This window comes from Ktedonobacter racemifer DSM 44963 (assembly GCF_000178855.1).
Lineage (GTDB): Bacteria > Chloroflexota > Ktedonobacteria > Ktedonobacterales > Ktedonobacteraceae > Ktedonobacter > Ktedonobacter racemifer.
This window is the reverse complement of sequence record NZ_ADVG01000002.1, coordinates 893188-915503: the sequence shown is the minus strand read 5'-3', so window position 1 is coordinate 915503 and position 22316 is coordinate 893188. Positions and strand designations below refer to the sequence as shown.

Here is a 22316-nt window from a genome sequence, read left to right as displayed (position 1 = left end):
GGTGGATCAAATCTTCCGATCCACCATCATAGTATTACTTTACCACAGGCTGCTTCCCCCTTTGAGCTTGGTGCCGCTTCCACTTCCGCTTGATGGGCTTGCGTAGCGCGGAGATGATCTCAGGGGTGAGCGTGACCCAGCGCGGTCCCAGAGGGGTAGAACGAACGCTTTCCAACCGCCCCGTCTTACACCACTCGGCAATGGTCGAGACATCCACGTTGAGCAATTCCGCAGCCGCTCGCGCCGAGTAGCGCCCGTCTCCCCGCTGCCCAGTTGGAGCTGCCCTCGGACGTTCTGGACATCCGGTAGGAATGTGATAGGCATAGCGAATCCACTCGATTTTGCTCGTCGTAAACGAGCCTCCCATTCCAGCTCGCTCTCCTTCCTCATTGAGCTTGGCTGCAATCTGCGCATTGGTATGGGGCGGCGACAACTCTCGTACGCGAGCTACCACCTCTTGGCTGGTTTGACGTTCCTCCCACGATTTTTTGTGACGTAGGATGGCTAGACGCGTGAGGGCCTCGGTTTGCCAACGAATAGCTACATCGATGACGTTGCCACGCTTAGAGAGCGTCACATCCTTGATCAACCATCGCAACAGTTGTTTGCGCTGGGCAAAGGTCGTCGTCGGGGCATGCCAGATGGCTGGAAGATCCTGAGCCAAACGACGGATCTGCTCCCGTTGCGAGGCGGTGAGCGAGAGGACCGCGTGTTTGGGCTGCATGGCATATTCTCGCTCCAATTTTTCGACCTCCCCCAGCTTCTCATTCCATTCTCGCTCTAAACTTCGGGCAACCAGACGATTGTCCGGGTCGACTGCGCGATAGCGACGCCGGGCAAGGTCTGCTTCGTACTGTGCTCGCTCAATTTGACGTTGCCACTGCTGTTCTACTTGCCTGGCTTGCGCTTCCACCTGATCGAGTGCCGAGAGGGCCACCTCCAGGTGAGCAGGTTCAATGGCTTGCAGAAAACACTGCACCACGGCTTGATCAATGCGGTCTCCTCGCATGGTCTGGCAGGTTTTGCCGGCGAGTTGTGAGTGGATCTGGTGACATTCGTACATTAACAGCGAGCCATTGCGCTGATAACGAATGGTCATGCGTCGGCCACAGGAGCCACACAAGACAATGCCTTGCAAGAGCGATGGCCCTTCGCGAATCGCTCCTGGGTGCTCTTCGGCGCGCCAGGTACGGTTCTCGTCGAGTTGCCGCTGATGGTGCAGAAATTGTTCCCAGGAGATGTAGCCAGGATGCGCATCCAGCAGCACAATGGGCCAGTCTTCCTGTTTGATTCGGCGCGTTCTTCCTTTGATGCGGGGTTCTTCTCCGGGAAGTGCACGCCGTCGGAACTGAGTACGCCCGTAAACGTAAGCTCCCGCGTACAAAGGGCAATGCAAGATGTTCAAGACCCGTTCATGGGTGAGGCGGCCCCAGATCAGTTCACCGGCCTGCTTGCCTCCCCACCAGCGTGTGGGAAAACGCAAGTGCTGCTCGGCGAGGGCACTGACCACGGCCAGCGCTGAGTGGTAGTGCTCAAAGAGCGCAAAAACCAGGCGAACGGCTTCCTGAACGGCTTCATCCGGATCAAGCACGATGTTGCCCACCGGATCGTAGACCAGACCAAGAGGCAAGCGAAAGCGCAACTGTCCTTGCTCCGCTTTTGCCACCTTCCCTCCTTGCAGCCGTTGATGCAACCAATGGAGTTCGGCCTCGGACATGGTGCCCTTGAAGCCGAGCAGCAAACGATCATTATGGGCTCCTGGATCATAGATGCCTTCTTCGTCGATGACGAGCGTCTCGGAGAGCGCACAGATTTCCAGCAAGCGATACCAATCACTGCAGGAACGAGCCAGGCGCGAGACCTCCAGGCTGAGCACCGCTCCCACGTGCCCCAATCCCACTTCAGCGACCAGCCATTGAAAGCCATCACGGCCCAGAGAAGAGGAGCCCGATTGCCCTTGATCCTGATCCACTACCTGGATGCTCGCGGGCGTCCATCCCAGGTCTTGAGCTCGTTTGACCAGATCATACTGCCGAGTTGTACTGCCGCGATGTTCTCGCACCTGCAATGACGTCGATTGTCTGACGTAGATGACAGCAAGACGGTCAAGGTGGTCAGGACGGATTTTTGGCGATGACGGTCGACTGAACATAATCGACCTCCTTTCCAGTGCTGAGATTGGCAGGATGAGCCACAACGATATGCAACGCGAGCTCAGCCAGTAAAACAACAATACGAGTACGCAGATCATGAGAGAGTGTCGGCCAGACCTGGACTGGCGTTACCTGCAGGTCATGAGAACATGAGTGTGATGACATGGGTACCATATGCACCCCTCCTTGTCGAGCACCGATCAGAGCAAACACGACGAGCACGCTCATATCGTAGGACCTCCTGCAAGTGGATGACACTGGCGACGCTGCTCAATGAATTGAGCCATCTTCCACAACCCTTCAAGCAAGAGCAAGGGCAGTTCAGTCGCGCCAGTCGCGCCAGAATCAGCCTCGGAAGCTCCTGCGTAATCGGTCAAGCTGGCCGCAATCGCTCCGTGGTAGCCATCGGGCAGGCGAATGATGAGGTCAGGATCTGCGCCGCGGCGCACGCGAATGAGTTGCACGCATTGACCATGCAAGGGATGGCATGGATGAGTGACGGTCACCCATTCCACAGATGGCTTGTCAAAGGAGGTAGTGTGCTGTGAAGATGCCTACGATGTATGAGCGTGGACGACAATGTCTTGTAAAATTCGCGCTCGAACCAGAATGAGAAGCTCGCTTTGAAGTGAACAGCTATGGTTTTCGCCCTGGACGATCTTGTCATGATGCTATCGCAGCAATCTTTTCTGATATCGGAAAAAAGGCAAAATATGTCTTTGACGCCGACATCCGGGGTTGTTTCGATAACATTGACCAGGCAGCACTCTTGAAAAAACTTCAGACCTATCCACGTCTGAGACAGACCGTCCAGGCCTGGCTCAAATCGGGAGTCATGACAGAGGGAGAATTCACACCCACACCCAGCGGAACCCCGCAGGGTGGCGTGGTCTCCCCTTTACTCATGAATATAGCGTTGCACGGACTGGAAGAGGCTCTCAAAGGCGTAAAGAGGACCACAAGGGATAAACCCCAAATGGTACGATACGCTGATGATCTGGTGGTCTTTCATTCAACGTTAGAAACCATCCTTGAAGTGAAAACAAGAATCAATGACTGGTTAAAGGACATGGGACTGGAACTGAAGCCAAGTAAAACGAGAATCACCCACACACTCACACCCTATGAAGGAAATGTGGGATTCGAGTTTCTAGGATTTTCCATCCGGCAATATCCGGTAGGAAAGAACCGTACAGGGACCAACTCACAAGGCACCCCACTTGGCTTCAAAACGATCATCAAACCGAGCAAAGAAGCCGTCAAACGACACATAGCCCAGATGAAGCAGCAAATCGACAAACGGAGATCAGCGCCGCAAGGCCAACTGATTAAGGAGCTTTCTGCCATCATCAGGGGATGGTCCAATTACTACAGAACAGTCTGCTCCAAGGCTGAGTACAGTAGATGCGATTACATTCTCCAGCAACAGCTATGGTCGTGGGCAATTCGCAGGCACCCAAACAAAAACAGACATTGGATTAGGCAAAGGTACTGGAAGAGAGGCGAAGGCCAACACGGCATCTTTGCAACCTCCGAAGACTATGACCTGAGAAGGCATGATGCGACGAAGATCCAACGACATGTCAAAGTAAAAGGTGCTGCCAGCCCCTATGACGGAAACCTCTTGTATTGGAGCCAACGACTGAAAAACCACCCAACAACGAGAGGAACACTGGCGATGCTGCTTCTGAAGCAGCAAGGCAAGTGTAGATGGTGCGATTTGCAGTTCCGCGAAGGAGATCAAATCGAGATAGACCACATCACTCCTAAAAGTGAGGGAGGAGGAGAGGAACTGAGTAACAAGTGTGCTCTCCACCGACATTGCCACGACCAAAGACATGGTACCCATAACAAGGGCCATATGACTGAGGAGCCGAGTGAAGAGAAATCTTCATGCTCGGTTTTGCAGACGAGCGGATGGGGCGACCCATGCGCTTAGTTTATCCGACCCACAAGCAAGTGAGCACGCTTCAAGCGTGGCTTGGCTTGTGCTGTGAGGTCTACAATGCGGCGCTCGATGAACGCAAAAGTGCCTATCGCATGGCAGGCGTCTCCCTCTCCTATGAATCTCAATGTGCCGAATTGCCAGGGTGCAAGCGCGTCCGACCGGAACTGGGGGAGGTGCCATCGCAAGTGCTGCAAGATGCGGTGAAACGAGTGGACCGGGCATTCGATGACTTCTTCCGGCGAGTGGAGAACAGAGAGGTGCCAGGATATCCGAGGTTTCGCTCGCGTTCGCGCTATGCTTCTTTGACATTTAAACAGTACGGCAATAGCTTCAACCTTCTCCCAGGGACCAAAGGGAACAAAGGGACGCTTGTCCTCACAAAATTGGGGCATGTCAAGATGATCATGCATCGACCAATCAAAGGAACCCCAAAAACAGCCATTGTCAAACGGACCCAAACGGGAAAGTGGTTTGTCAGTATCAGTGTCGAGATCCCAAAGGAAGAGGCGCTCTCGTCGCGACTTCCAGAAGCGGGGGAAGCCGTTGGGATTGACGTGGGACTCTCTACCTTTGCCTATCTCTCGACCGGAGAAGCGATTGCCAACCCGCGCTTTTTCCGGGCTGAGGAGGCGGCGTTTGCTCGTGTCCAGCGCAAGCTGTCGAAGGCTCCCAAAGGGAGCAAAAAGCGGACGAAGAAGCGCAAAGTGGTGGCTCGGGTGTATGAACGGATTGGGAATCGAAGAAAGAACTTCATTGAGCAAGAGGTCTGCAAGCTCATGAAACGATTCGGGTTGCTTGCGGTGGAAGCGCTGGTGGTACGGAATATGATTCGCAACCCGAAACTGGCAAAAAGCATTGCTGATGTCTCGTGGTCGCAGTTTTTCGGACGGTTGCAAGCCAAAGCGGAAGAGGCTGGGCGGCAAGTCGTGCGAGTGAACCCGGCCTACACGAGCCAAATCTGCTCGGCGTGTGGGCATTGCCAGCCGATGCCGCTCTCTGTCCGGGTCTATGAGTGTCCCCATTGTGGTCTGGTCATCGACCGAGACCACAACGGGAGCAAAAACATCCTTGTAGAAGCCTTCATCGCTGTGGGACGACACAGCCGCGTCATTCCAGAAGCCCCCGGCTTGTAGCCGTGGGGAGTCGTCACCTATGTTACATGTGTATAACAGTCAGGCGTGAACGGCGGGAGACTCCTGTGGCGGTCTGTTGAGTCAATCAAGATGCGACCATACATGGTTCCTCATCTGTTGAGAGGAGCTCTCAGGCGGCTTCAGTTCTCCTCTGAGATGCTGAAGCTGTGAGTCTGGTCCAAGAACGATGGCCGTCTCTCTTGATCGGATAACAACGGGAGAAAAGGTTCTAAAAAAATTCGGGATGACTCATATTGCCTTCCTTTTAGTCGACGTCTTGCCACGTGGAGTGGAGATATCCTGAAGCTCGCTCTGTGTTTATCGAGAGCTGGCCCTGATCCAGCGTCCAGAGCTCTCCGCCATAGCGCTGAATAAACCAGCGATCGTGCGAGATAGCGATGACTGGCCCTGGAAATTGCAAGATGGCCTCTTCAAATGCCTCAAGCACATCCAAGCTGATATAGTTCGTCGGCTCGTCGAGCAGCAATACATTGGGATGTTGTGCCATCAAGCAGGCGATCTCCAGTTTACGCTTCTGTCCATGGCTGAGAGAGCGCACTTTTTTCTGCATATCTTCAAGGCGAAACAGGCCATACCCCAGCAAGCGTCCGATAAACTCTCCTTCAAAGCCTACCTGTTGATGACGATAAGCCTCGAGTACCGTCTTATCTGGATCAATCGTCTCAGCTTCTTGGGAGAGATAGCCGATGCGCACTCCGGAAGCGAGCTGGACCTGACCACTATCGGGCTGCTCCTGTCCCATGATGATCTTGAAGAGCGTTGTTTTGCCCGCTCCGTTGGGTCCTGTGAGCAGGATACGAGCTTCGGGTCGGATGGTATGGGTGATATCTTGAAAGAGTTTTTTTTCGCCAAATTGCTTGCTGACGTTAATCAGAGTGATGACTTCTTGCGAACGGAGAGGCTCTGTGGTGAACTGCGATTTGACGCGTATCAACTCAGGGGGCTTAGGAATGGGATTGGCCTCGATTCGCTCGAGCCGAACCTCGGCGGTGCGTACGATGCTTGAGACGGCATTCTGTTTGCCCTGTGCAAGGAAGTAGCGAACAAATTTGTCATTATCACGTGGCGCAGTTCGGTTGGCATGCCCAACATTGCGTTCCGCATCTTTGATGCGCTTGCGTAATTCTTGCATTTCCTCCTGTTGTCGTTCATAGTCTACCTCCCATTTTGCACGCGCGTTTGCTTGCGTCTGAACATAGGCATCGTAGTTGCCGGTATAGCTGTGCAAGCTGCGATCATTCTCGTTGATCTCGAAAATCTGGTTAACGGCCCGGTTCAGAAACTGGCGATCGTGCGAGACCATCAGGAGCGCGCCGCGATAGTTGGTCAGATAGGACTCTAACCATTCCATGCTGGCGAAATCGAGGTGGTTCGTTGGCTCGTCCAGCAGGAGCACATCGGGAGAGCGCAATAAAAGGGCAGCGAGCCCGACGCGTGCGCGTTCGCCACCAGAAAGAATCTCCACATTTCGTTCTCTCGGCAGTGCATTGATATGGAGGCCTGACATGATCTGTTCTATCCTATAATCAATTTCATAGCCGCCCAGATCCTGAAACCTGCCGGAGACATGGCTATATTCGTTCAGAAGTGGGTCGATATGATCTGCATCGGCCATAGCCATAGCCATTTCGAGTTCATGCATGCGCTCCTCAAGTTGACGCAGATTGCCGGTTGCTTGCAGAAGCAGATCCTGAATACTTGTGCCACCCCCCTGTAGATGGTCGGATGCTTGCTGTGGTTGGTAGCCGACCTCGACGTCGGGTGCGAGAGAGACTTTGCCAGACTCTGGCTCCTCCTGTCCAATGAGTATGCGGAGCAGTGTTGATTTTCCCACACCATTTGGCCCAACAACGCCAATGCGATCGGAGGCATTCAAGACAAAAGAGACATCATGTAGGACAACAATGGCTCCATAAGCCTTCGTAAGCGAGCGCACAGTAATAAGCATAGTAATGTACCCCAATGTTTTTTTGCAAGGTGAGGCCTCTTCTGGCTGCCAGGTGTTGGGGTGCTCGCAACAAATGTGATATGTGAACCCATAGAGGTGCCGTTGACAGCGCTAGGGGGGATGAAGAGGGCGCACGGATATGTAGCGCTTCCAGGAAACATGAGCACCATATGCAAGCAGTCAGTTATTGTCAGAGGCGATATCGTCAATAAAGAAGCGATTCAGCCATCTCAACGTTGCATAACGCGAGATTTTTTGTGACGAAACGAGGTTTTATCTGTGAACTGGGCTCATGTTGAAGGGTCTGCTCCTGAAGAAGTAGAGAATCAAAAGTAATTTCTTGCTCAAGTATAAAGAAGATTTCCGGGGATGTCAATCTCTCCACCGATCAAGGGTGCGGTTCAATGTTTTGCGGATAGGGGAGAAGTGAGCCCCTGAAGATAAATTGACCGGTTCATCTTCAGGGCCTTGGCGCTACTCTCTGAGAGAGGAGACGATCCTACGGATCTCTTCAATGATCAGCTCTGGTTCATCCTTGTTAATCAAATGTCCGCTGTTTTCGGCGATGACGTGTCGGCTGTTGGTTGATAAGGCTGCTTGCTCACATTGGAGTTGCCACCAGATGCGTTCCCACACATCGAGGATCTCTTGAGGCGCGTCCTCTCCAGTATTGGGATCGCGTCCCCTAGTGATAACCACCAAAGGAAGATTTCCCAAACTGGTGCAGATCCGCATCTGTTCAAAGCTGGCAACCTGATCAATGCGTTCGTCATTGATGGGCTGCTTCCATTTCTCGCTCAGGCTCAAACGCCTTTGAGTAATCCAGGGATGCTCACCAGGCTCCGCGGCAGGTAACGCGGCTAACAGCCGCTAGCGTTGGGTCTCATGAGCGGCGTCGATGAGGAGCAGAGCAGCCACATCCTGGGGATAGCAGGCGGCATACAACCTGACCAATTCTCCTCCCATCGAATGCCCAGCCAGCACAAAGGGTCCCGATACCTTCATCCTTTGGAGCAGGGTATGCAAATCCTCGATCCGATCTCGAAAGGTTCGTGGCTCCGGTGCTGGATCGCTCTGCCCTAACCCGCCTCGATCATACCAGATCACTCGCGTCCATTCCGCGATCTTCGGTGCAATATGGTCGAACATCTGGCTTGTTCCCGCCATTCCCATCTCCAGCACCACCACCGGTGTTCCTTGTCCCAGATCTTTCACCGCCAATCTTCTCACGCCAACATCAACAAACTGAGAGTGCAATGCATCGTTCATACATGGCTCCTTTCGTTCACAGGGAAACAGACGCAGGTCGCTTGAGGAATCCTAGCGTATCTCTCTCCAAAAAACACCGTCCTGCTTTCCCCGATAATGCTCAAAGAAGCATTAGGGCTTACCCTTTATCTGCCACGAATCCGCAGTATACTGCATGAACTCAATCGGGTTGCCGTCCGGGTCCAAAGCCCAGAACTGATAAGTTTGTTCCAGCCCCATAGAAACCTCAGACACTACTTTGGCATTCTCAGCCACCAACTCTTCTCTTGCCTTATGAATGTCATCCACTTCAAGCGACAGATGCATGAACCCGTGCTGGTTCGAAAAGGGCATGGGCTTGCCTTTTGAGTCCCCAGGCGTTTCAGCGCCGATCAAGTCCCTGAATTCAGGTGGCACGAACTCCTTGGGCAGAGCCACTTCTTCACCCGGGAACAATTCCAGAAATTGGCCTGGCACAACCTCAAGATACGTCAACCACACATCATCTTTGCGCGCTTCCAGCCTTTCCAGGTATTCTTTCATCCCAGGATTGTCTTTTGCTGCTTTGCTCATGGAAGCAACCAGATCTGAATACAATAATTGAAACTTCTTTTTGAGCCCCAGGCAATCCACATAAAACTCCAGAGATTTGTCCAAATCGGTTACGCGATATGCCAGGTGTGCAATATTTTTAACTTTCAAAATGTACATGCTCCTTTATTAATTAATATTTTCTCTTATCCATTTGAGGTCATCCGCCAGGCACTTGTCGTGCTCGTCATAGAAACCTTCACGCTCGACGACCCAGAAAGCGTCAAAGTCCTGCTCATCAAGCGCTTTTTTTACCTCCTTCCAATCGATATTGGATTCGGGGGCGCCTATTTTGCATTGGAGCTCCATGCCGTTCCCGCTCGCCTCGACCATCTCGCTGAGGTTTTCGAGTATTTTCTGCCGCTCCTCAACAGGCAGTTCCTTGACATTGGCAAAAGCTGCCCATCGATTATCCGGCTGATCGTGGCGTGACGCCGGAACACCACCAGGCCCCACAACCTTGCTGTTCTCCTTGACGTGGATGGAGAGGATGCGGTTCTTGTATTTGCGGATGAAGTACGGAGGATACATGCCGGCGCCCATGGCCCAGCCGCAATCAAGCTGCGAGAAGCATTTGGAACTGTTGTCGAAAAGATGCTCGAGAAGGGATTTGCCTTCGTCAAAGTAGAATTCCTGGCTGTGGTTGTGATACCCAACCTTGATGCCATAGGGTTCTGCCATTTGGGCCATTTCATCGAGCTGATGCGCAACCTCGATCGCCTCAGCCTTGTTGCAAAAGGGTGTTCCTGCCCAGATAACGGCTTTGCCGCCGAGAGCAGCCATCGCTTTGACGATATCCTCTGTCGGTTCGGCGTGAATGGAGGAGACCTCAAGGCCTGTTTCGTCCAGCCATTTTTTGATATCTTCGATATCGTTCTCAAGGTCAACAGTGAGCAGTTCAACGGTGTCAAAGCCAAGAGCCTTGATCGCCTTGAGTTTTTCAGGGAGTGTCGGGCCAAGGCCGAGATAGCTGGCTATTCCACCGAAAGCGTATGAAGCGGCGCCAATTTTCATGAAATGTTCCTCCTTTGAATAGACGGTTTTCAGATCAATAAACAGTACAGTGGGCTCTTGGTCTGTTCATTTAGGCATCGTCAACTTCCTTTCACACCATTGGGTCATGAGTGACTTTATCAAGAGCAACTAGGTAGAAAGCGACCTATTATCCCTGAAGGACTGTCTTCGCGTTTTTGTCGCCTGCCTCCTTATATGAAATGTTCAGCCCTTGGGAATTGGTGTAAAAAGCCATTTTTTCTCTCTCCTTACTTCTCTCGTTTTTTGCAACACAACCCGCATGCGTCCTAGTTCACGGAACGGATCTGGCGCACGGTGAGAGCGCCGAGGACGGCGACCACGATGCCAAAGATGAACAGCGAGTGATAGCCACCCAGGAAGGTAATGATGAGACTGGCGACGAAGGGGCAAGGGCCTGTGGCCCGGAATTGGCGATGTTCAAAATGCCCAGATCCCACGCCGCGTTTTCCACATTGGGCAACACGCGCGACATCAACGCTTGGTCGACCGAGAGGTACATGCCGAAGACGATGCCGCTGATCACCTGGGCCACGATCATCGTGGGCCAACTGGGAATAAAGAGCAATAACGCCGTGGGCACAACGAAGCCGAGGCTGGTCAGGAAGACAAAGGGCTTGATGCGTCCCACCTTGTCAGAGAGCCAGCCTGCCACTGCCATACTGGGCAGGAGGAACAGCGTGAACAGGCCACTGAGGATGACGACGGCTGTCGTGACCGGAAGGGTGGGATTGGTTTGCCCCAGGTGGAGGTAGTCGCTGAGAATGTAAAACTGGTAGGCCGACGCCGACTGCCCACCCAGAATAATCCCGAAGCGCCCGGCAAACGCCCACCAGTAGTCGGCGTTGCGCGGGAGGTCAAGCTTGCTCGACGCTCCTGCCCTCCTGGCTCTCGCGCGGGAGGCCGAAGCCCGCGCGCGAGCCTCTTGCACCTGGATAGGCTCGCGCGCGGTCAGCGCATAGAGAACACCTAGGACCAGGGCCACTCCCCCGACTGTGAGCCAGCCAGCAGTGAGAGAACGGGTTAACCCGCCGATCGCCACCCCGAGAAACGTTCCCAGCAGAGCGCCAATGCCCGTCAGAGCGGAGATGGTCCCGCGCCGCGAGATGGGGAACCGTTCGGGAATGACCGCGGAGAGGGGCGATGAGATCGAGTTGGTGGTGATCTGAACCGCGCACCAGAGCGCAATCACCAGGGGAATGGTCGCGGCCTGCCCCAGGAGCAACAGGAGCAGGGCCGTGGCAATCGCGCCGAAGAGGACCCAGATGTTGCGGCGTCCCAGACAGGAGCGCGTGCGATCCGAAAGCAATCCGGCAATGGGAGCCCACGCCATAGCCACGATGGCTGACATGCCGGTGACCAGGCCCAACACCGTCACCTTCTGCGCATTGCCAACAAGAGCGGCGACCTGTTGGGGCAACAAGACCTGCAGGCCAGCGCCCCACACCGCACTCACCGCGAGGAAGGCCAGGGACAGCCCAAGGTATTGCCAGCGTTCTGGACGGAGCTGTTCCGTCATATCGGCCGAGGTGGCAGTAGTGGCGAGCTCCGTTGCTGCCGCTGCGGCGGCAACGGGCGTGAGAGCCGCAGCCTCAAGCGGCACGGGGGTGTGTTCAACGTGCTTCACATGCTCACGCTCAGGCAGGGAAGCATCTGATTGCCAATGATCCATCGTTGCATCTCCTTTTCACCACGAAGAAATCGGCTGGCCATTCTCCGACGAAGGGACAGCATCATGCACAGAGAACATAAAAAGAAGGCCTCGGGAATCTCCGGCGAGGGTTCGTCTGAAGCGAGCGAATACTCTGCCATAGGATAAAGAGAACCTCCTCTTTGAGATGGACCTGGCGCGTTTTAGCGCCAGGCCACGGATACCTGCTCAGGCGTCAGAGCCTGAGCCTGGTTGACCAGGGTAATGGTGCGTTCTTCGCCAGCGCCCAGGTCGAAGTAGTTGTCACTGATCTTTGTCTGCTCATCGACGCCAGTGAGATGCACAAAGAAGGCATAGGTCCGGGCGCGCAAATGCACCTGCAGCTCATGCTCGCCCTGCCTGGTGATGGTATATTCCACCGCCGCCGGGGCGCGTTCCAGGTCCTTGATGGCCGCGAAGAAGTGCCGGTTGGCGGGGAAGCGGTTCTGCTGAGAGCGCACCTGGAGATACTGCCCAGCCATGTCCGCGCCCTGGAACGGTTCCGATCGCCAGACGGGCTGGCTGCCAGTGGCCGCCATCTGTACCGCCAGGGTCTGCTCCCAGAGGGTCTGGCCCGCAAAGGTGCGCACCTGGAGGGTGATGGTCTCGTGCAGTTCCTGCTGCGTATCGTTGGTCAGCCAGAGCTCAACGCTACCGTCTGGCAGCGCCTTGAACGAGGCCAGCACGGGCGCGTAGGCTCGCCGCACATAGTAATAACTGGCCTTGCCAAAGCCATAGTAGTCCAGCATACTCCAGCTCAAGCCGGGCCAGCAGTCATTGAGCTGCCAGACGAGCGACCCGGAGCAGTGCGGTTTGCGGCGCCGGAAATGCTCGATGCCAAATTTCAACCCCTCAGCCTGGGCAATCATGCTGAAGTCGATATACTCCTCCAGATTCTGCGGCAGGCCAGTGACCGATGACATCAACAAATCGCCCTTATTTTTCGGGTTATCCTTGTTATGATGATCGATCGCGGGACTATGATGATAGAGTTGATCCTCGGGAATCACCCGGCGCAGGGTCTCGGCGGTCGGGGAGGCGTGCATGCCAAATTCGCTGATAAAGCGGGCGCGATCCTCCGCGTAATGGACAAATGAGACGGCTTCAGGTGTAGGCCCGCTGGCTGGCTCCATAAAGAGGGAGAGGTCCAAGCCACCGGCGGGCAGCCCGGTCGAGGAGTCGTCAGGGGGGAGAGGGATGCCATGCCAGACATGCCAGTCGTGATAATCGCCCTCCCGCATGCCATCGCCAAAGGGGCTGCCGGGCCAGTAGGGGGTGTGGCCGTCATATTCCTGGACCAGGCGGGGCATGATCTCATCAAAGTAGAGGAGGCCCGAGAGAGGCGGAACCCCCGGAATGGATGAGGTGAGCAACTGGTGCAGCATCTGGACCTCATTATTACCAGACCAGAGGGCCATGCTTGGATGATTGCGCAGGCGCGTCACCTGGTACTGGATCTCCGCGCTCACCTCTCGCACAAAGTCCGCGTCATTCTCGGGATAGGGCGCGCAGGCAAACATAAAATCATGCCAGAGTAAGAGGCCCAGTCGGTCGCAGAGCGCGTAGAACTGGTCCTGCTCATAGATGCCGCCGCCCCAGATGCGTAGCATATTCATATTGGCATCTCGCGCCGCCGTCAGCAGGGCCGTATAGCGCTCGTCAGAGACCGAGCCGACCAGCGAGCTGGCTGGCAGCCAGTTGGCACCGCGAGCAAAGATAGGCACATTGTTGAGAATAAAGCGGAAGAACGTCGTGCCGGGCTCCTCGGGGTCGGAAGCCTGGTCCAGGCGCAGGGTGCGCAGGCCGACCTGGAGTTCTTGCTCGTTCAGCAGGAGTTCGCCCTGAGAGAGGCTGACGCGCAGCGTATGCAGGACAGGCTCGCCCAGTTCGGGGGTCCACCAGAGCCGGGGATGCTCAATACGCGCCGTAAAGTGGGCCACGGTTGACTCGCCTGGCAACAGCGTCCGGGTGCCAGCGCTGACCTCGGCGCCCTCCGGGTCCAGGAGCTGAAAGGTGACCGTCAGGGGACCCTCGCCGGCGAAGCGTTCCACCTCGGCCTTGAGGGAGATCAGGGCCAGATCCTGTGCTTGATCGATCTGCTCGGTGACAAAATGCACCCCGGCCAGGATGGCCTGGCGCTGGCGCACGAGCCTGACCGGGCGCCAGATGCCGACCGTGGGCAGATCGGGACCAAAATCCCAGCCATAGCCAAATTGCGCCTTGCGCATCAAGGTCCGCTTCCCTCCCAGCCCAGGAATCTCGTCCAGCATAGGCAGGCCCCAGGAGGGCGGAGTCAGGTCTTGAATGCGGTCATGCGGACGATCGAAGCAGAGGACCAGCGTGTTCGTGCCAGCCGGGCGAAGCCGGCTGGTCACGTCAAAAACGGCCTCGCGGAACATATTGAACGAACTGCCCAGTTCCTGGCCATTGAGCCAGATGGTCGCGAAGGTATCCAAGCCCTCAAAGATCAGGTGGAAACGCTCATCGGCCTGGAGCGTCGCCGCCTCGACAGAGGAAAATTCGAGGCGATACCACCATTCGCGCTCACGTACCCAGGCGCAGGCCAGTTCATTCCGGTCATAAAAGGGGTCCTGAATGCGACCTGCCGCAGTCAGTGCCTGGTAGACATCGCCCGGTGCCGAAATAGCAATCCACTCATCGTCCATGGTGAAATGCTCAGTAAACGCCCCCAGCGCTCGTCCCTCGCCCGGGGCAAAATCTTTGAGCTTCCAGCGATCGAACATGACTTTGTTCCTCTTTTCTTCTCTGCTGCTCTGCTTCAATCCGCCTCCATTCATCCCAAAAAGCGCTTGTCTTTTGCGGAAGGAATGGCGGTCCTTTCTTCAGAAGTATAGGTGGCTGATCGGCTGTTGTCATGCTTCCAAAGATACATTTGCTGGGTTTTCTCTTTATATGAAAATAACAGTAAAAGCGGCAAAAATGCAAAAGGAGGTGCCCGTTCTTCTCAACTGGCTGCAGTTTTGGTTACCCAACAAGAGGATGTTCACCCTTGTTGGGTAACCAAAACTGCAGTGGGCGAAAGGGATGGATTTAGAGCAGAGCAAGCTCGCGAGCGCGGGCCACCGCTTGCATGCGATTGCTCACCTGAAGTGCCGCGAGAATCGTGTTCACATGACGCTTCACTGTCCCAAGGGTAATGATGAGTTGGTTGGCGATCTCCTGATTGGAGGCGCCAGTACCCAGCAAAAGTAAGACTTCTCTTTCTCGCGGGCTCAGGATCTGCGCTCCTGCCCTCATACGTTCGCGCAGAAGCGCCAGTTGATCGGGTTGGGGAATGGATAGGGGGTTGAGACTAGCTGCGGCAAGAACGGACTGGAAAGACATACTCAGCGCAGGCGAAGACTCAGCGATCTTGCGCAGGAGCGGCCCAAGGAGCGGCAATTCGCGCACAACACTGCGCAGGTATCCTTCCAGGCGGACAGATTCCAGCACGGTGACGAGAAGATCCTGCGCGCGCGCGTGTTCTCCCAGCAAATCGTGGATCAAAGCCAGCAGCATCAAAAGCTCAAGGCTGTTTCCCGGACGGCTGCGGGCTTTTCCCTCCCGCAGCAACTGATGGAGCACGGGCAGCGCTACTCGCAGCACAGTGCGTTGTGAACGGCCTTGAACCTGCGCGAGCACCAGGCGGAGCTGGACCAGATAGCCGCTCTGTTCGTGTCTTTCAGGGAGGGAGACCAGGGAGATCCCCTGCTGTTCAGCCCAGGTGAGAGCTTCCGTAAGTTGTCCGGCCCTCAGTGAGATGGCTGCCTGCTGCGCCGAGATTTGTGGCAGCAGGGTAGATGCGATAGGAAAGGGCTCGATCAACTGAGCAAAATCGCGCAGGATCGCCTGGGCCCGCTGTGCATCGCCCTGCATACTGGCTATTTCGGCCAGCGTGCTGATGCCCTGCAAGAGAATCTCCTGCTGGATCAGAGGGAGCATTTTATAGAACTGCTTACTAAAGTATTGCCAGGTTGTATCGGCGCTGGTGGGAGAGGCAAATACCTCCTGCAAGATCTGGTATCCACGAGACAGGATCTCCTCAGCCTCTTTGATATTGTTCTGTTCCCAGCGCAAATACCCCAGGCCGAAGGAGAATATAATGTTCAGTGACGCATCTGCAAAAACCTGTTGCTGCTGCTCGAGCAACTGTGCCGCACGCTCATAGAGAGCCTGCGCGCGCCGGAGCTGGCCCTGTTGCTGGCAGGAGAAAGCGCTCTGGACCAGGCGATACAGCGTTGCGGGAAAACGAAACTCTTTCAGCATTGCATTCTCGCGCGAGGGCTCCCCTGAACGCGCCGAGCTATCCGGTGTCGTTTTTTGCATCTGTAATAACGAGCACAGGAGGCGTGCAACGATCTGTTTCTCAGGGAGGGCGGAAAGGAGCCGGACAGCCTGTTGCTCCCAGAAGAGGCTCCGCGCCAAATCGCCCTGGTAGATCGCCAGAAAACCGCGCAAGAAAGCGGTTTCGCCCAGGCGCGTCTCTTGCTCCACCATATGCTCCTCCCTCTCATACACGGAGCGCTCGATGATCTCCAGACGCGCGTCCGCCGCAGGAAACTGGAAGGTGATCAGCAGGAGCGTCGCATAGTGCAGGTGGAGTTCTGGATATTCCAGCAGCAGCGTTTCCGGCAGGGCGCGCACCCACTCCAACATCGTCTGGAGGGGCACTTCCTGGGAAAGTTCATCCTTCTCGGGCAGAATGAGGTGCAGCGCCTGGCGTGTATCAGGAATAGCCAGAGCGTGCCGCACCGCTTCCGGTATGAGCATCTGCCGGGCATACCAGGTACAGGCGCGCCGGTGCAGTTCCGGCACCAGTTCTGGCCTGCTTTGCCGCAGCTGTGCAGAGAGCATCTCAGCAAAAAGCGGATGATATCGATACCAGCGGCGTTCTTCGTCCAGGGAATACAAGAAGAGTCTGGCCTCTTCGAGCGCCTCCAGGGTCTCCTGTCCATGCGATTGGCCTGTCACCGCCTCACAGAGGGAAGCATGCAACCGCGAGAGCAGACTGGTCTGCATCAGAAACGCCTCCCACTCAGGCGGTTGGTGCGCCAGGATCTCTTCAAAGAGGTAGCGATAGACAAAGCGATGCTGGCCGGTAAAAGCGTTGAGAACCTCTCCCATGCTTGTCTGTTTCTGAAGCAGCAGGGCTGCCAATTGCACTCCCGCGACCCATCCTTCGGTACGCTGTTCCAGCAGATGCACCTCCTCGTCACGCAGGGGCCGTTGCAGCAATTCGCTGAAATAGCGGGCGATTTCTTGCGCGTTGAAGCGGAGATCACCCTCGTCAATCTCAAAAAGCTGTCGGTTGACCCGCAAGCGTCCGAGCGTCAGGGGTGGAGTCGTTCTGCTGCTCACCAGCACATGGATCTGGGGCGGCAGATGGGACAACAGGTACTCCAGCGCGTTATTGAGATCGCGTGAGGTGATCAGTTGATAATCATCCAAAACCAGCAGGCAGGCGGGCAAGGAGGCCAAGTCATGGGAAAGCGCGGATAAAACGGTTTTCCACGCCGCGAGCGGTTGGCGCTGGAGTTGTGCGGTGGCAGTCAACCCCAATGCTGGCTCAATCCGCTGGAACGCGGCAATCAGAGCGCTCAGAAAGCGATACCCCTCGTTATCCTCAGCCTCACACGTCAGCCAGGCGACCGGATGGTTATACTCGGCCAGCCATTGTGCCAGGAGCGTCGTTTTGCCAAAACCAGCGGCCGCAGAGAGGATCGTCAGGGGGTACGTCGTGCCTTGCTCTAAAAGCGTCAACAGGCGTTCACGCCTGATCAGAGGATGCTGGAGCGATGGGAGCGAAAGCCTGGTGGTGAGAAAGAGGGGCGCATCTGCTGCCACCAGAGATGCGAAGGGCGTCTGCTGGAATGCTGTGGATTTTTCCGCATGGGTGGCAGAAACAAACTGCATGGCAAAGGGAACAGAAGAGCGCTGTGCAGGTGCTACTTCACCATCTCGTACCTGCTGCAACTGTTGTGCTACTTCTTCCAGGCGCTCGACGGTCAGGTCACGAGAGCGGCCAAGATACTTTTTCACGACTTTCTGGGCACGGTGGCGATAGGCATACCAGTAACTGCCCCCGCGCCGTCGCCGCTCCTGGCAAACGGTCATCGCGCCATGTTTCCCCTGGAAAGTAAAAGAGGAACAAGCGGCAAGCCAGTCAAACCATTCCTGGCTTCCCGGCTCAAAGCTGAGCAGGTGCCTGCGCTGATCCTGGTAGATCTCATAGGCCGCGCGTTCTGAACACCAGATGACACCACAATCAGCAGCTTTGGACATAGCTCCCTCTCCTTCCTTCTCAAGAAACGAATCCTCATTATGCACCGCTTGTTGTTTCCCACCATCCCCACCATCTCGATATACCATAGCAATTGGGAAACAAAAATGCAAACCAAAGACAGAAACTGCGTGCTTCTGGCACCATATCCTCCCATTGGGCAGCCCTTAAAGGGTTCGGGCAAGGTAGCCTTTCCAGCAGAATGTGCGGCGTTCTAAGGCTTTCAAGACCGCATATTCTTCATTGTTCTTCATTGCGCGCTACGATCACGGTGAGAGACAGATGGTGCTGGGTCATCGTATAGAGTGCCTGAATGGAGTATTGAAACGCCCCATCGCCAATCACCGCAATGACCTGCCGGTTCTGGCCCGTCCGCTGTTGCGCCAGTGCCAGCCCAGCGGCAGCGGGAAGGCCGAAGCCCAAACCACTGGCAGCAGTGGTAAAGAAGGATCCCGGACTGGTTGCTTTCACATACTGCTTCAATATGCGGGTGTTCGACGCCGTTTCCGCTACACTGATCGCGTTTTCATGCTTGACCTGCGCGAGCGTAGAGAACAAAAAGTCGGGTGTGATTGGTGTCGTCGCCTTCGGCACGCGTAGCGTACAGTTTTCACCATTTGATACGCTGACCCCTGCCTGGCTGACGGAACAGGATCTCGACTACTACACGCAGCGATTTGAGCAAGCGGGGTTTCGTGGAGCGCTCAACTGGTATCGCGCTATGCAACTGAATTGGGAACTGATGGGAGCCTGGACGGATGCTGCTATTTTGACACCTGCTCTCTACATTATGGGTGAGAGGGACGTCGTGGTTCATTTTCCTGGCTATTCGCAGGTGATTGCAATCATGCTTCGCGCCGTTCCTCAGCCGAAGGAGATGATTCTTCTCCCTGGTTGTGGGCATTGGACCCAGGAGGAACGCCCACAGGAGCTGAATAGCGCATTGATCGATTTCTTGAAGGGCCTGCCGACAGACTCCTAGCCCACATTCCGCAGTGAAATTTTAATTTGGCTTCTCAGGCTACTTCAGAATGCAGAGATAAAGCGTCAGAACCCATCAATATGGAAGAGATCGTCGAAGCCTTAGCGCATCACCCCACCATATCGATGTGGATGAAGGAGATGCCTCAGTGAAGCCGAAGTGAAGCCGAGTGCACCGTTTCGGGGGAGTATGCAAACCCCCCCATACGCACCAACTTAAGAACGGCTGAGGCAAAAAGACGCTCCATCTGCGATGCTAGGAACAAGAAAAACGTGATAATCATCTCAGAAGGAGCAGTGACATGGAAAAGGTATCACCGATTGAGCTATCGCTGAAACAGGTATTGGAAGAGCGAGCCAATGTGTTGGCTTGCGAAACAGGGTGTATTAAACGGCAGAGAAAATTCAGCGGAGCCGATCTGGTTCAGACGTTTGTCTTCGGCTGGCTGACCCATCCCGATGCGAGTTTGGAAACGCTGGCCTCGATGGCGACCATCCGAGAAGTGGAGGTGAGCGATACAGCAGTCCACAAGCGCTTCACGGAGTCTTGTGCTCGGTTCGCGGCTATCGGTGCTCGAAGAAATGGTCGCTGTACTGGTGTGTGCTGAACAGCCAGTGCCACTCGAATTATTGCACCGTTTCAAGAGCGTGGTGCTTGAAGATAGCAGCAGTATTACTCTGCCAAAGGAATTGGCGGACTGTTGGGCAGGCAGCGGTGGAGGCTCGGGAGGAGGAGAGGCAGCTGTCAAACTGCATGTGCGCTGGAACCTGACACGTGGTCAAATCTCAGGTCCTTGCTTGACCGATGGACGGGTGTCCGATCAATGCAGTCCTTTCCATGAGGCGTCCCTGCCCACCGGAAGCTTGTACATCGCTGATCTGGGCTATTTTGATATCGAGGCAGCCATGCGCGCGTCGGCAATCCGGGAGCTTCACCCTCACGCGAGCACGAACGAACACGGCCTTCTTCACTGAGCAAGGTCGGCGCTTGCACTTGCAGACCGTTTTGCCTCCACGAGTGGGACAAACCAAAGAGCTGCATGTGCTGGTTGGGAAGCAGCAGCGGTATCCGATGCGGCTGTTAATGGTTCGTGTGCCTAAAGACGTTGCCGAGCAGCGACGCCAGAATCTGCTCAAGGATGCGTCGCGACGCGCACAGCCAGCATCCGCGCGTGCTCTGACATTGGCGGATTGGACGATCCTGTTAACCGATGTCCCATCCAAACGCTTGCGGCTGGAGGAAGCGTTGGTGCTCCTACGAGAACGCTGGCAAATCGAATGGCTTTTCAAGCTTTGGAAGCAATACGGGCACATTGATGAGTGGCACACGACACACTCCTGGCGGGTGTTGTGCGAACTGTATGCCAAGCTGATCGGCATGCTGATTCAACACTGGCTCATCGTCCTGCTGGCCTGGCAGAATGCGCAGCGCAGCTTGGTTAAACTGGCCCAGGTGATACGCGATACTGCTTGGACGCTGATGGAAGCTCTGGCTGGTCAGCGCGAGTTTGCGGCGGCCTTGCGCTCGATTGCGCAACGCATGCGTGCCGGATGCTCCATGAACACCCGGCACACACATCCGAATGCGGCCCAACTCCTCAAAGATGGGTTAAACTGGTCCATTGGTCCTTAAGTTGGTGCGTATGGGGGAGTATGCAACCCCCCCCACATTACTTGATTGACTATCTTGGTCCTGAATATGCATTAGAAAAAGAAGATATATTTTTACTCCTTCAGATTTCTCCGATCATAGCATCCTTTGACTCAGACGGTATTCAGACCATACCGAGCCCACAAGTGCTACCAATCCATCTGCGAGTGAGCCGCGATGGGAGACGTTATGGTGATACCCGTTAAACTCGGCATAATGTACCTCATACCCTTTGAGGCGTAACACATCGCGCAAATGCCGATTGCAGCCCACCATGAAGATCCATCCCACATCCTCCTTCAAACCGACCTCTAGGTAGAAACGAAGAGGGAAGCGGGGACTCGCGATAAACTGCTGGATAATCCACTCTTGTTGAATACCGTCCTCGGGGTCTTTATCCCACCAGAACGAGCCAGATTGCGAAAGCACATTGCCAAAGGTTTCGGAGGCGCGTAACCCGGCGAAAGCGGCTGCTAATCCGCCATAGCTACAGCCGCCAACAATCGTCTGGGCGGGATCAGCCGTGACATGATAGTGCTCATGAACCCACGGCATCAGTTCCTGGGTGAGAAAATTGACAAAGGGTTGGTGACAGGGTAACTCGCGGTTGCGTGTCTCATCATCTGGGTTATCAAGGAAGACCGTGACCAATGGGGGGATCTTCCCTTCTCGCACAAGATTGTCCAGAATGGTTGGCGTCGGAATGAGGTCAATGTAGGTCCATCCATCAAAGAGGAGCAAGAGACGGTATGGTTGACTCCTCTCCGTGTAGTCAGCAGGCGTATAAACCCAGATGCGGCGTTCATTGTCGAGGATCTGGCTGTGCAAGCGATGGGCGTGAAGCTTGCCTTTCGCTCCGTCCGGGTGAGGCACAATCCAGGTCTGAGCAGGAGCATTGGGTAACTCAAGGATAGAGAAGACGACCTCTTGCGAATCAGGCATCCCTTCGTCTTTGTGAGCCACAAACTGCTTGGGATTGAGTGGATCAGGGATGAAACGGGTACCGAAACCTCCACGTTCCTGACCGGTCAGAGAATCATTGATGGAGAGGGTATAGACCCCGCGCAAATTTGTTTGGAGCCGGTACGTTTTGTACCACAGATCAGTATTCAACAAGCGCGTCATCTGATGATCCTCGGGGTGGTCCAATCCTGCGGGTCCGCCCCAGATCACGACATTGTGTGTGTCTCCCCTGTCACGCCAGAGAAATGTGACCAGAGTATGCTTGCCATCTCCTTCAATGGCTTCCATCAGGGGTACCCTCTGTTGCGTCATTTCTTGCCAAAATGCGAGAAGTGCAGCAGAATTTCCCGAGAGAAGCTGCTGTTGCAACAAGGTGATACGAGGACTGATCTGTGCTTGTTGAGCTTCCATACAAAACCCTTTCACTGTACTATTTCTGCATCAATTGATCATGAGGTAAGTCAACTGCCAGAGACATGAACAGAAAAGCATATGCGTTGCATGAGAAGACAGGTGAGACAACGTGTAGGAAAAGGGCACACGGCATATGGAGGGGGAATGAGAATCTTAAGAGATGGTATGCCTTCATCATGACGTTGCTAACACTCTCGCCAGCATGCTGGACAAAGCAAGAGAACTGTTGTCTGGGTAACAACAACAGCATTGCTTTTCAGTCA

At 55.1% G+C, this 22316-nt stretch carries 19 protein-coding genes; 6 read left to right on the top strand and 13 right to left on the bottom strand.

Annotated features, from left to right (window positions below):
• Nucleotides 1-34: 34 nt before the first annotated feature.
• Genes KRAC_RS20305 through KRAC_RS20295 form a run of 3 tightly spaced genes read right to left on the bottom strand, consistent with a single transcriptional unit; the run spans nt 35 to nt 2668 of the window.
• Nucleotides 35-2152 (bottom strand): recombinase family protein, encoded by a 2118-nt coding sequence (locus KRAC_RS20305; protein ID WP_007910233.1) that lies wholly within the window; start codon nt 2150-2152, stop codon nt 35-37.
• Nucleotides 2115-2381 carry a hypothetical protein gene (locus KRAC_RS20300; RefSeq protein ID WP_007910231.1) on the bottom strand — a complete coding sequence of 89 codons (267 nt, stop codon included), beginning with the start codon at nt 2379-2381 and terminating at the stop codon, nt 2115-2117. Before KRAC_RS20300 ends, KRAC_RS20305 begins: the two co-directional genes overlap by 38 nt.
• Nucleotides 2378-2668: a DUF5372 family protein gene (locus tag KRAC_RS20295; protein ID WP_157506850.1), complete on the bottom strand. Its 291-nt coding sequence runs from the start codon at nt 2666-2668 to the stop codon at nt 2378-2380. The genes KRAC_RS20300 and KRAC_RS20295 overlap by 4 nt, the downstream gene beginning before the upstream one ends.
• Before the next feature lie 113 nt (nt 2669-2781).
• On the opposite strand from KRAC_RS20295, the gene KRAC_RS20290 reads away from it, so the two are divergent.
• Nucleotides 2782-4092 carry a group II intron reverse transcriptase gene (locus KRAC_RS20290; RefSeq protein WP_052568455.1) on the top strand — a complete coding sequence of 437 codons (1311 nt, stop codon included), beginning with the start codon at nt 2782-2784 and terminating at the stop codon, nt 4090-4092.
• Nucleotides 4047-5234: an RNA-guided endonuclease InsQ/TnpB family protein gene (locus KRAC_RS20285; RefSeq protein ID WP_052568453.1), complete on the top strand. Its 1188-nt coding sequence runs from the start codon at nt 4047-4049 to the stop codon at nt 5232-5234. The genes KRAC_RS20290 and KRAC_RS20285 overlap by 46 nt, the downstream gene beginning before the upstream one ends.
• Nucleotides 5235-5499: 265 nt before the next feature.
• Here KRAC_RS20285 and abc-f read toward each other — a convergent pair whose 3' ends face one another.
• The 9 genes from abc-f to KRAC_RS20235 all read right to left on the bottom strand — a co-directional run bounded on the left by abc-f (nt 5500) and on the right by KRAC_RS20235 (nt 18638).
• Nucleotides 5500-7203: a ribosomal protection-like ABC-F family protein gene (abc-f, locus tag KRAC_RS20280; RefSeq protein WP_007910228.1), complete on the bottom strand. Its 1704-nt coding sequence runs from the start codon at nt 7201-7203 to the stop codon at nt 5500-5502.
• A gap of 474 nt (nt 7204-7677) precedes the next feature.
• A complete protein-coding gene (locus tag KRAC_RS20275; RefSeq protein ID WP_007910227.1) occupies nt 7678-8010 on the bottom strand; it encodes a hypothetical protein in 333 nt (110 codons plus the stop codon).
• 63 nt (nt 8011-8073) lie between these two features.
• Entirely contained in the window at nt 8074-8472 is a 399-nt protein-coding gene (locus KRAC_RS20270) for an alpha/beta fold hydrolase (protein ID WP_007910225.1), read from the bottom strand.
• A gap of 111 nt (nt 8473-8583) precedes the next feature.
• Nucleotides 8584-9153 carry a VOC family protein gene (locus KRAC_RS20265; protein ID WP_007910223.1) on the bottom strand — a complete coding sequence of 190 codons (570 nt, stop codon included), beginning with the start codon at nt 9151-9153 and terminating at the stop codon, nt 8584-8586.
• 18 nt (nt 9154-9171) lie between these two features.
• Nucleotides 9172-10056 (bottom strand): sugar phosphate isomerase/epimerase family protein, encoded by an 885-nt coding sequence (locus KRAC_RS20260; RefSeq protein ID WP_007910220.1) that lies wholly within the window; start codon nt 10054-10056, stop codon nt 9172-9174.
• 292 nt (nt 10057-10348) lie between these two features.
• Complete coding sequence (locus KRAC_RS20255; RefSeq protein WP_007910216.1) at nt 10349-11746, bottom strand: MFS transporter; 1398 nt, start codon at nt 11744-11746, stop codon at nt 10349-10351.
• A gap of 182 nt (nt 11747-11928) precedes the next feature.
• Complete coding sequence (locus KRAC_RS20250) at nt 11929-14508, bottom strand: beta-mannosidase (RefSeq protein ID WP_007910212.1); 2580 nt, start codon at nt 14506-14508, stop codon at nt 11929-11931.
• A 307-nt stretch (nt 14509-14815) separates the two neighbouring features.
• Entirely contained in the window at nt 14816-18046 is a 3231-nt protein-coding gene (locus KRAC_RS20240; RefSeq protein WP_007910210.1) for a winged helix-turn-helix domain-containing protein, read from the bottom strand.
• A 238-nt stretch (nt 18047-18284) separates the two neighbouring features.
• Nucleotides 18285-18638, bottom strand: coding sequence for a thiamine pyrophosphate-dependent enzyme (locus KRAC_RS20235; RefSeq protein WP_083814756.1), 354 nt, complete (start codon nt 18636-18638; stop codon nt 18285-18287).
• Between KRAC_RS20235 and KRAC_RS71455 the strand changes: the two genes are divergently transcribed.
• The 4 genes from KRAC_RS71455 to KRAC_RS76130 all read left to right on the top strand — a co-directional run bounded on the left by KRAC_RS71455 (nt 18613) and on the right by KRAC_RS76130 (nt 20658).
• Nucleotides 18613-19026 carry an alpha/beta fold hydrolase gene (locus KRAC_RS71455; protein ID WP_052568452.1) on the top strand — a complete coding sequence of 138 codons (414 nt, stop codon included), beginning with the start codon at nt 18613-18615 and terminating at the stop codon, nt 19024-19026. The genes KRAC_RS20235 and KRAC_RS71455 overlap by 26 nt on opposite strands.
• A 301-nt stretch (nt 19027-19327) precedes the next feature.
• A complete protein-coding gene (locus tag KRAC_RS76140) occupies nt 19328-19633 on the top strand; it encodes a hypothetical protein (protein ID WP_040441687.1) in 306 nt (101 codons plus the stop codon).
• Nucleotides 19608-20000 carry a hypothetical protein gene (locus KRAC_RS76135; protein WP_244422215.1) on the top strand — a complete coding sequence of 131 codons (393 nt, stop codon included), beginning with the start codon at nt 19608-19610 and terminating at the stop codon, nt 19998-20000. The genes KRAC_RS76140 and KRAC_RS76135 overlap by 26 nt, the downstream gene beginning before the upstream one ends.
• Before the next feature lie 13 nt (nt 20001-20013).
• Nucleotides 20014-20658: a transposase gene (locus KRAC_RS76130; RefSeq protein WP_040441691.1), complete on the top strand. Its 645-nt coding sequence runs from the start codon at nt 20014-20016 to the stop codon at nt 20656-20658.
• Between the two features lie 114 nt (nt 20659-20772).
• Here KRAC_RS76130 and fes read toward each other — a convergent pair whose 3' ends face one another.
• Nucleotides 20773-22050 carry an enterochelin esterase gene (gene fes, locus KRAC_RS20210; RefSeq protein ID WP_007910209.1) on the bottom strand — a complete coding sequence of 426 codons (1278 nt, stop codon included), beginning with the start codon at nt 22048-22050 and terminating at the stop codon, nt 20773-20775.
• Between the last annotated feature and the right edge of the window lie 266 nt (nt 22051-22316).

Bases quoted from the DNA above. Each gene is read 5' to 3' on its own strand.
- KRAC_RS20305 (WP_007910233.1), bottom strand. From the start codon at position 2,152: ATGTTCAGTCGACCGTCATCGCCAAAAATCCGTCCTGACCACCTTGAC.
- KRAC_RS20300 (WP_007910231.1), bottom strand. From the start codon at position 2,381: ATGAGCGTGCTCGTCGTGTTTGCTCTGATCGGTGCTCGACAAGGAGGG.
- KRAC_RS20285 (WP_052568453.1), top strand. From the start codon at position 4,047: ATGCTCGGTTTTGCAGACGAGCGGATGGGGCGACCCATGCGCTTAGTT.
- abc-f (WP_007910228.1), bottom strand. From the start codon at position 7,203: ATGCTTATTACTGTGCGCTCGCTTACGAAGGCTTATGGAGCCATTGTT.
- KRAC_RS20270 (WP_007910225.1), bottom strand. From the start codon at position 8,472: ATGAACGATGCATTGCACTCTCAGTTTGTTGATGTTGGCGTGAGAAGA.
- KRAC_RS20260 (WP_007910220.1), bottom strand. From the start codon at position 10,056: ATGAAAATTGGCGCCGCTTCATACGCTTTCGGTGGAATAGCCAGCTAT.
- KRAC_RS20255 (WP_007910216.1), bottom strand. From the start codon at position 11,746: ATGGATCATTGGCAATCAGATGCTTCCCTGCCTGAGCGTGAGCATGTG.
- KRAC_RS20250 (WP_007910212.1), bottom strand. From the start codon at position 14,508: ATGTTCGATCGCTGGAAGCTCAAAGATTTTGCCCCGGGCGAGGGACGA.
- KRAC_RS20240 (WP_007910210.1), bottom strand. From the start codon at position 18,046: ATGTCCAAAGCTGCTGATTGTGGTGTCATCTGGTGTTCAGAACGCGCG.
- KRAC_RS76140 (WP_040441687.1), top strand. From the start codon at position 19,328: ATGGAAAAGGTATCACCGATTGAGCTATCGCTGAAACAGGTATTGGAA.
- KRAC_RS76135 (WP_244422215.1), top strand. From the start codon at position 19,608: ATGGTCGCTGTACTGGTGTGTGCTGAACAGCCAGTGCCACTCGAATTA.
- fes (WP_007910209.1), bottom strand. From the start codon at position 22,050: ATGGAAGCTCAACAAGCACAGATCAGTCCTCGTATCACCTTGTTGCAA.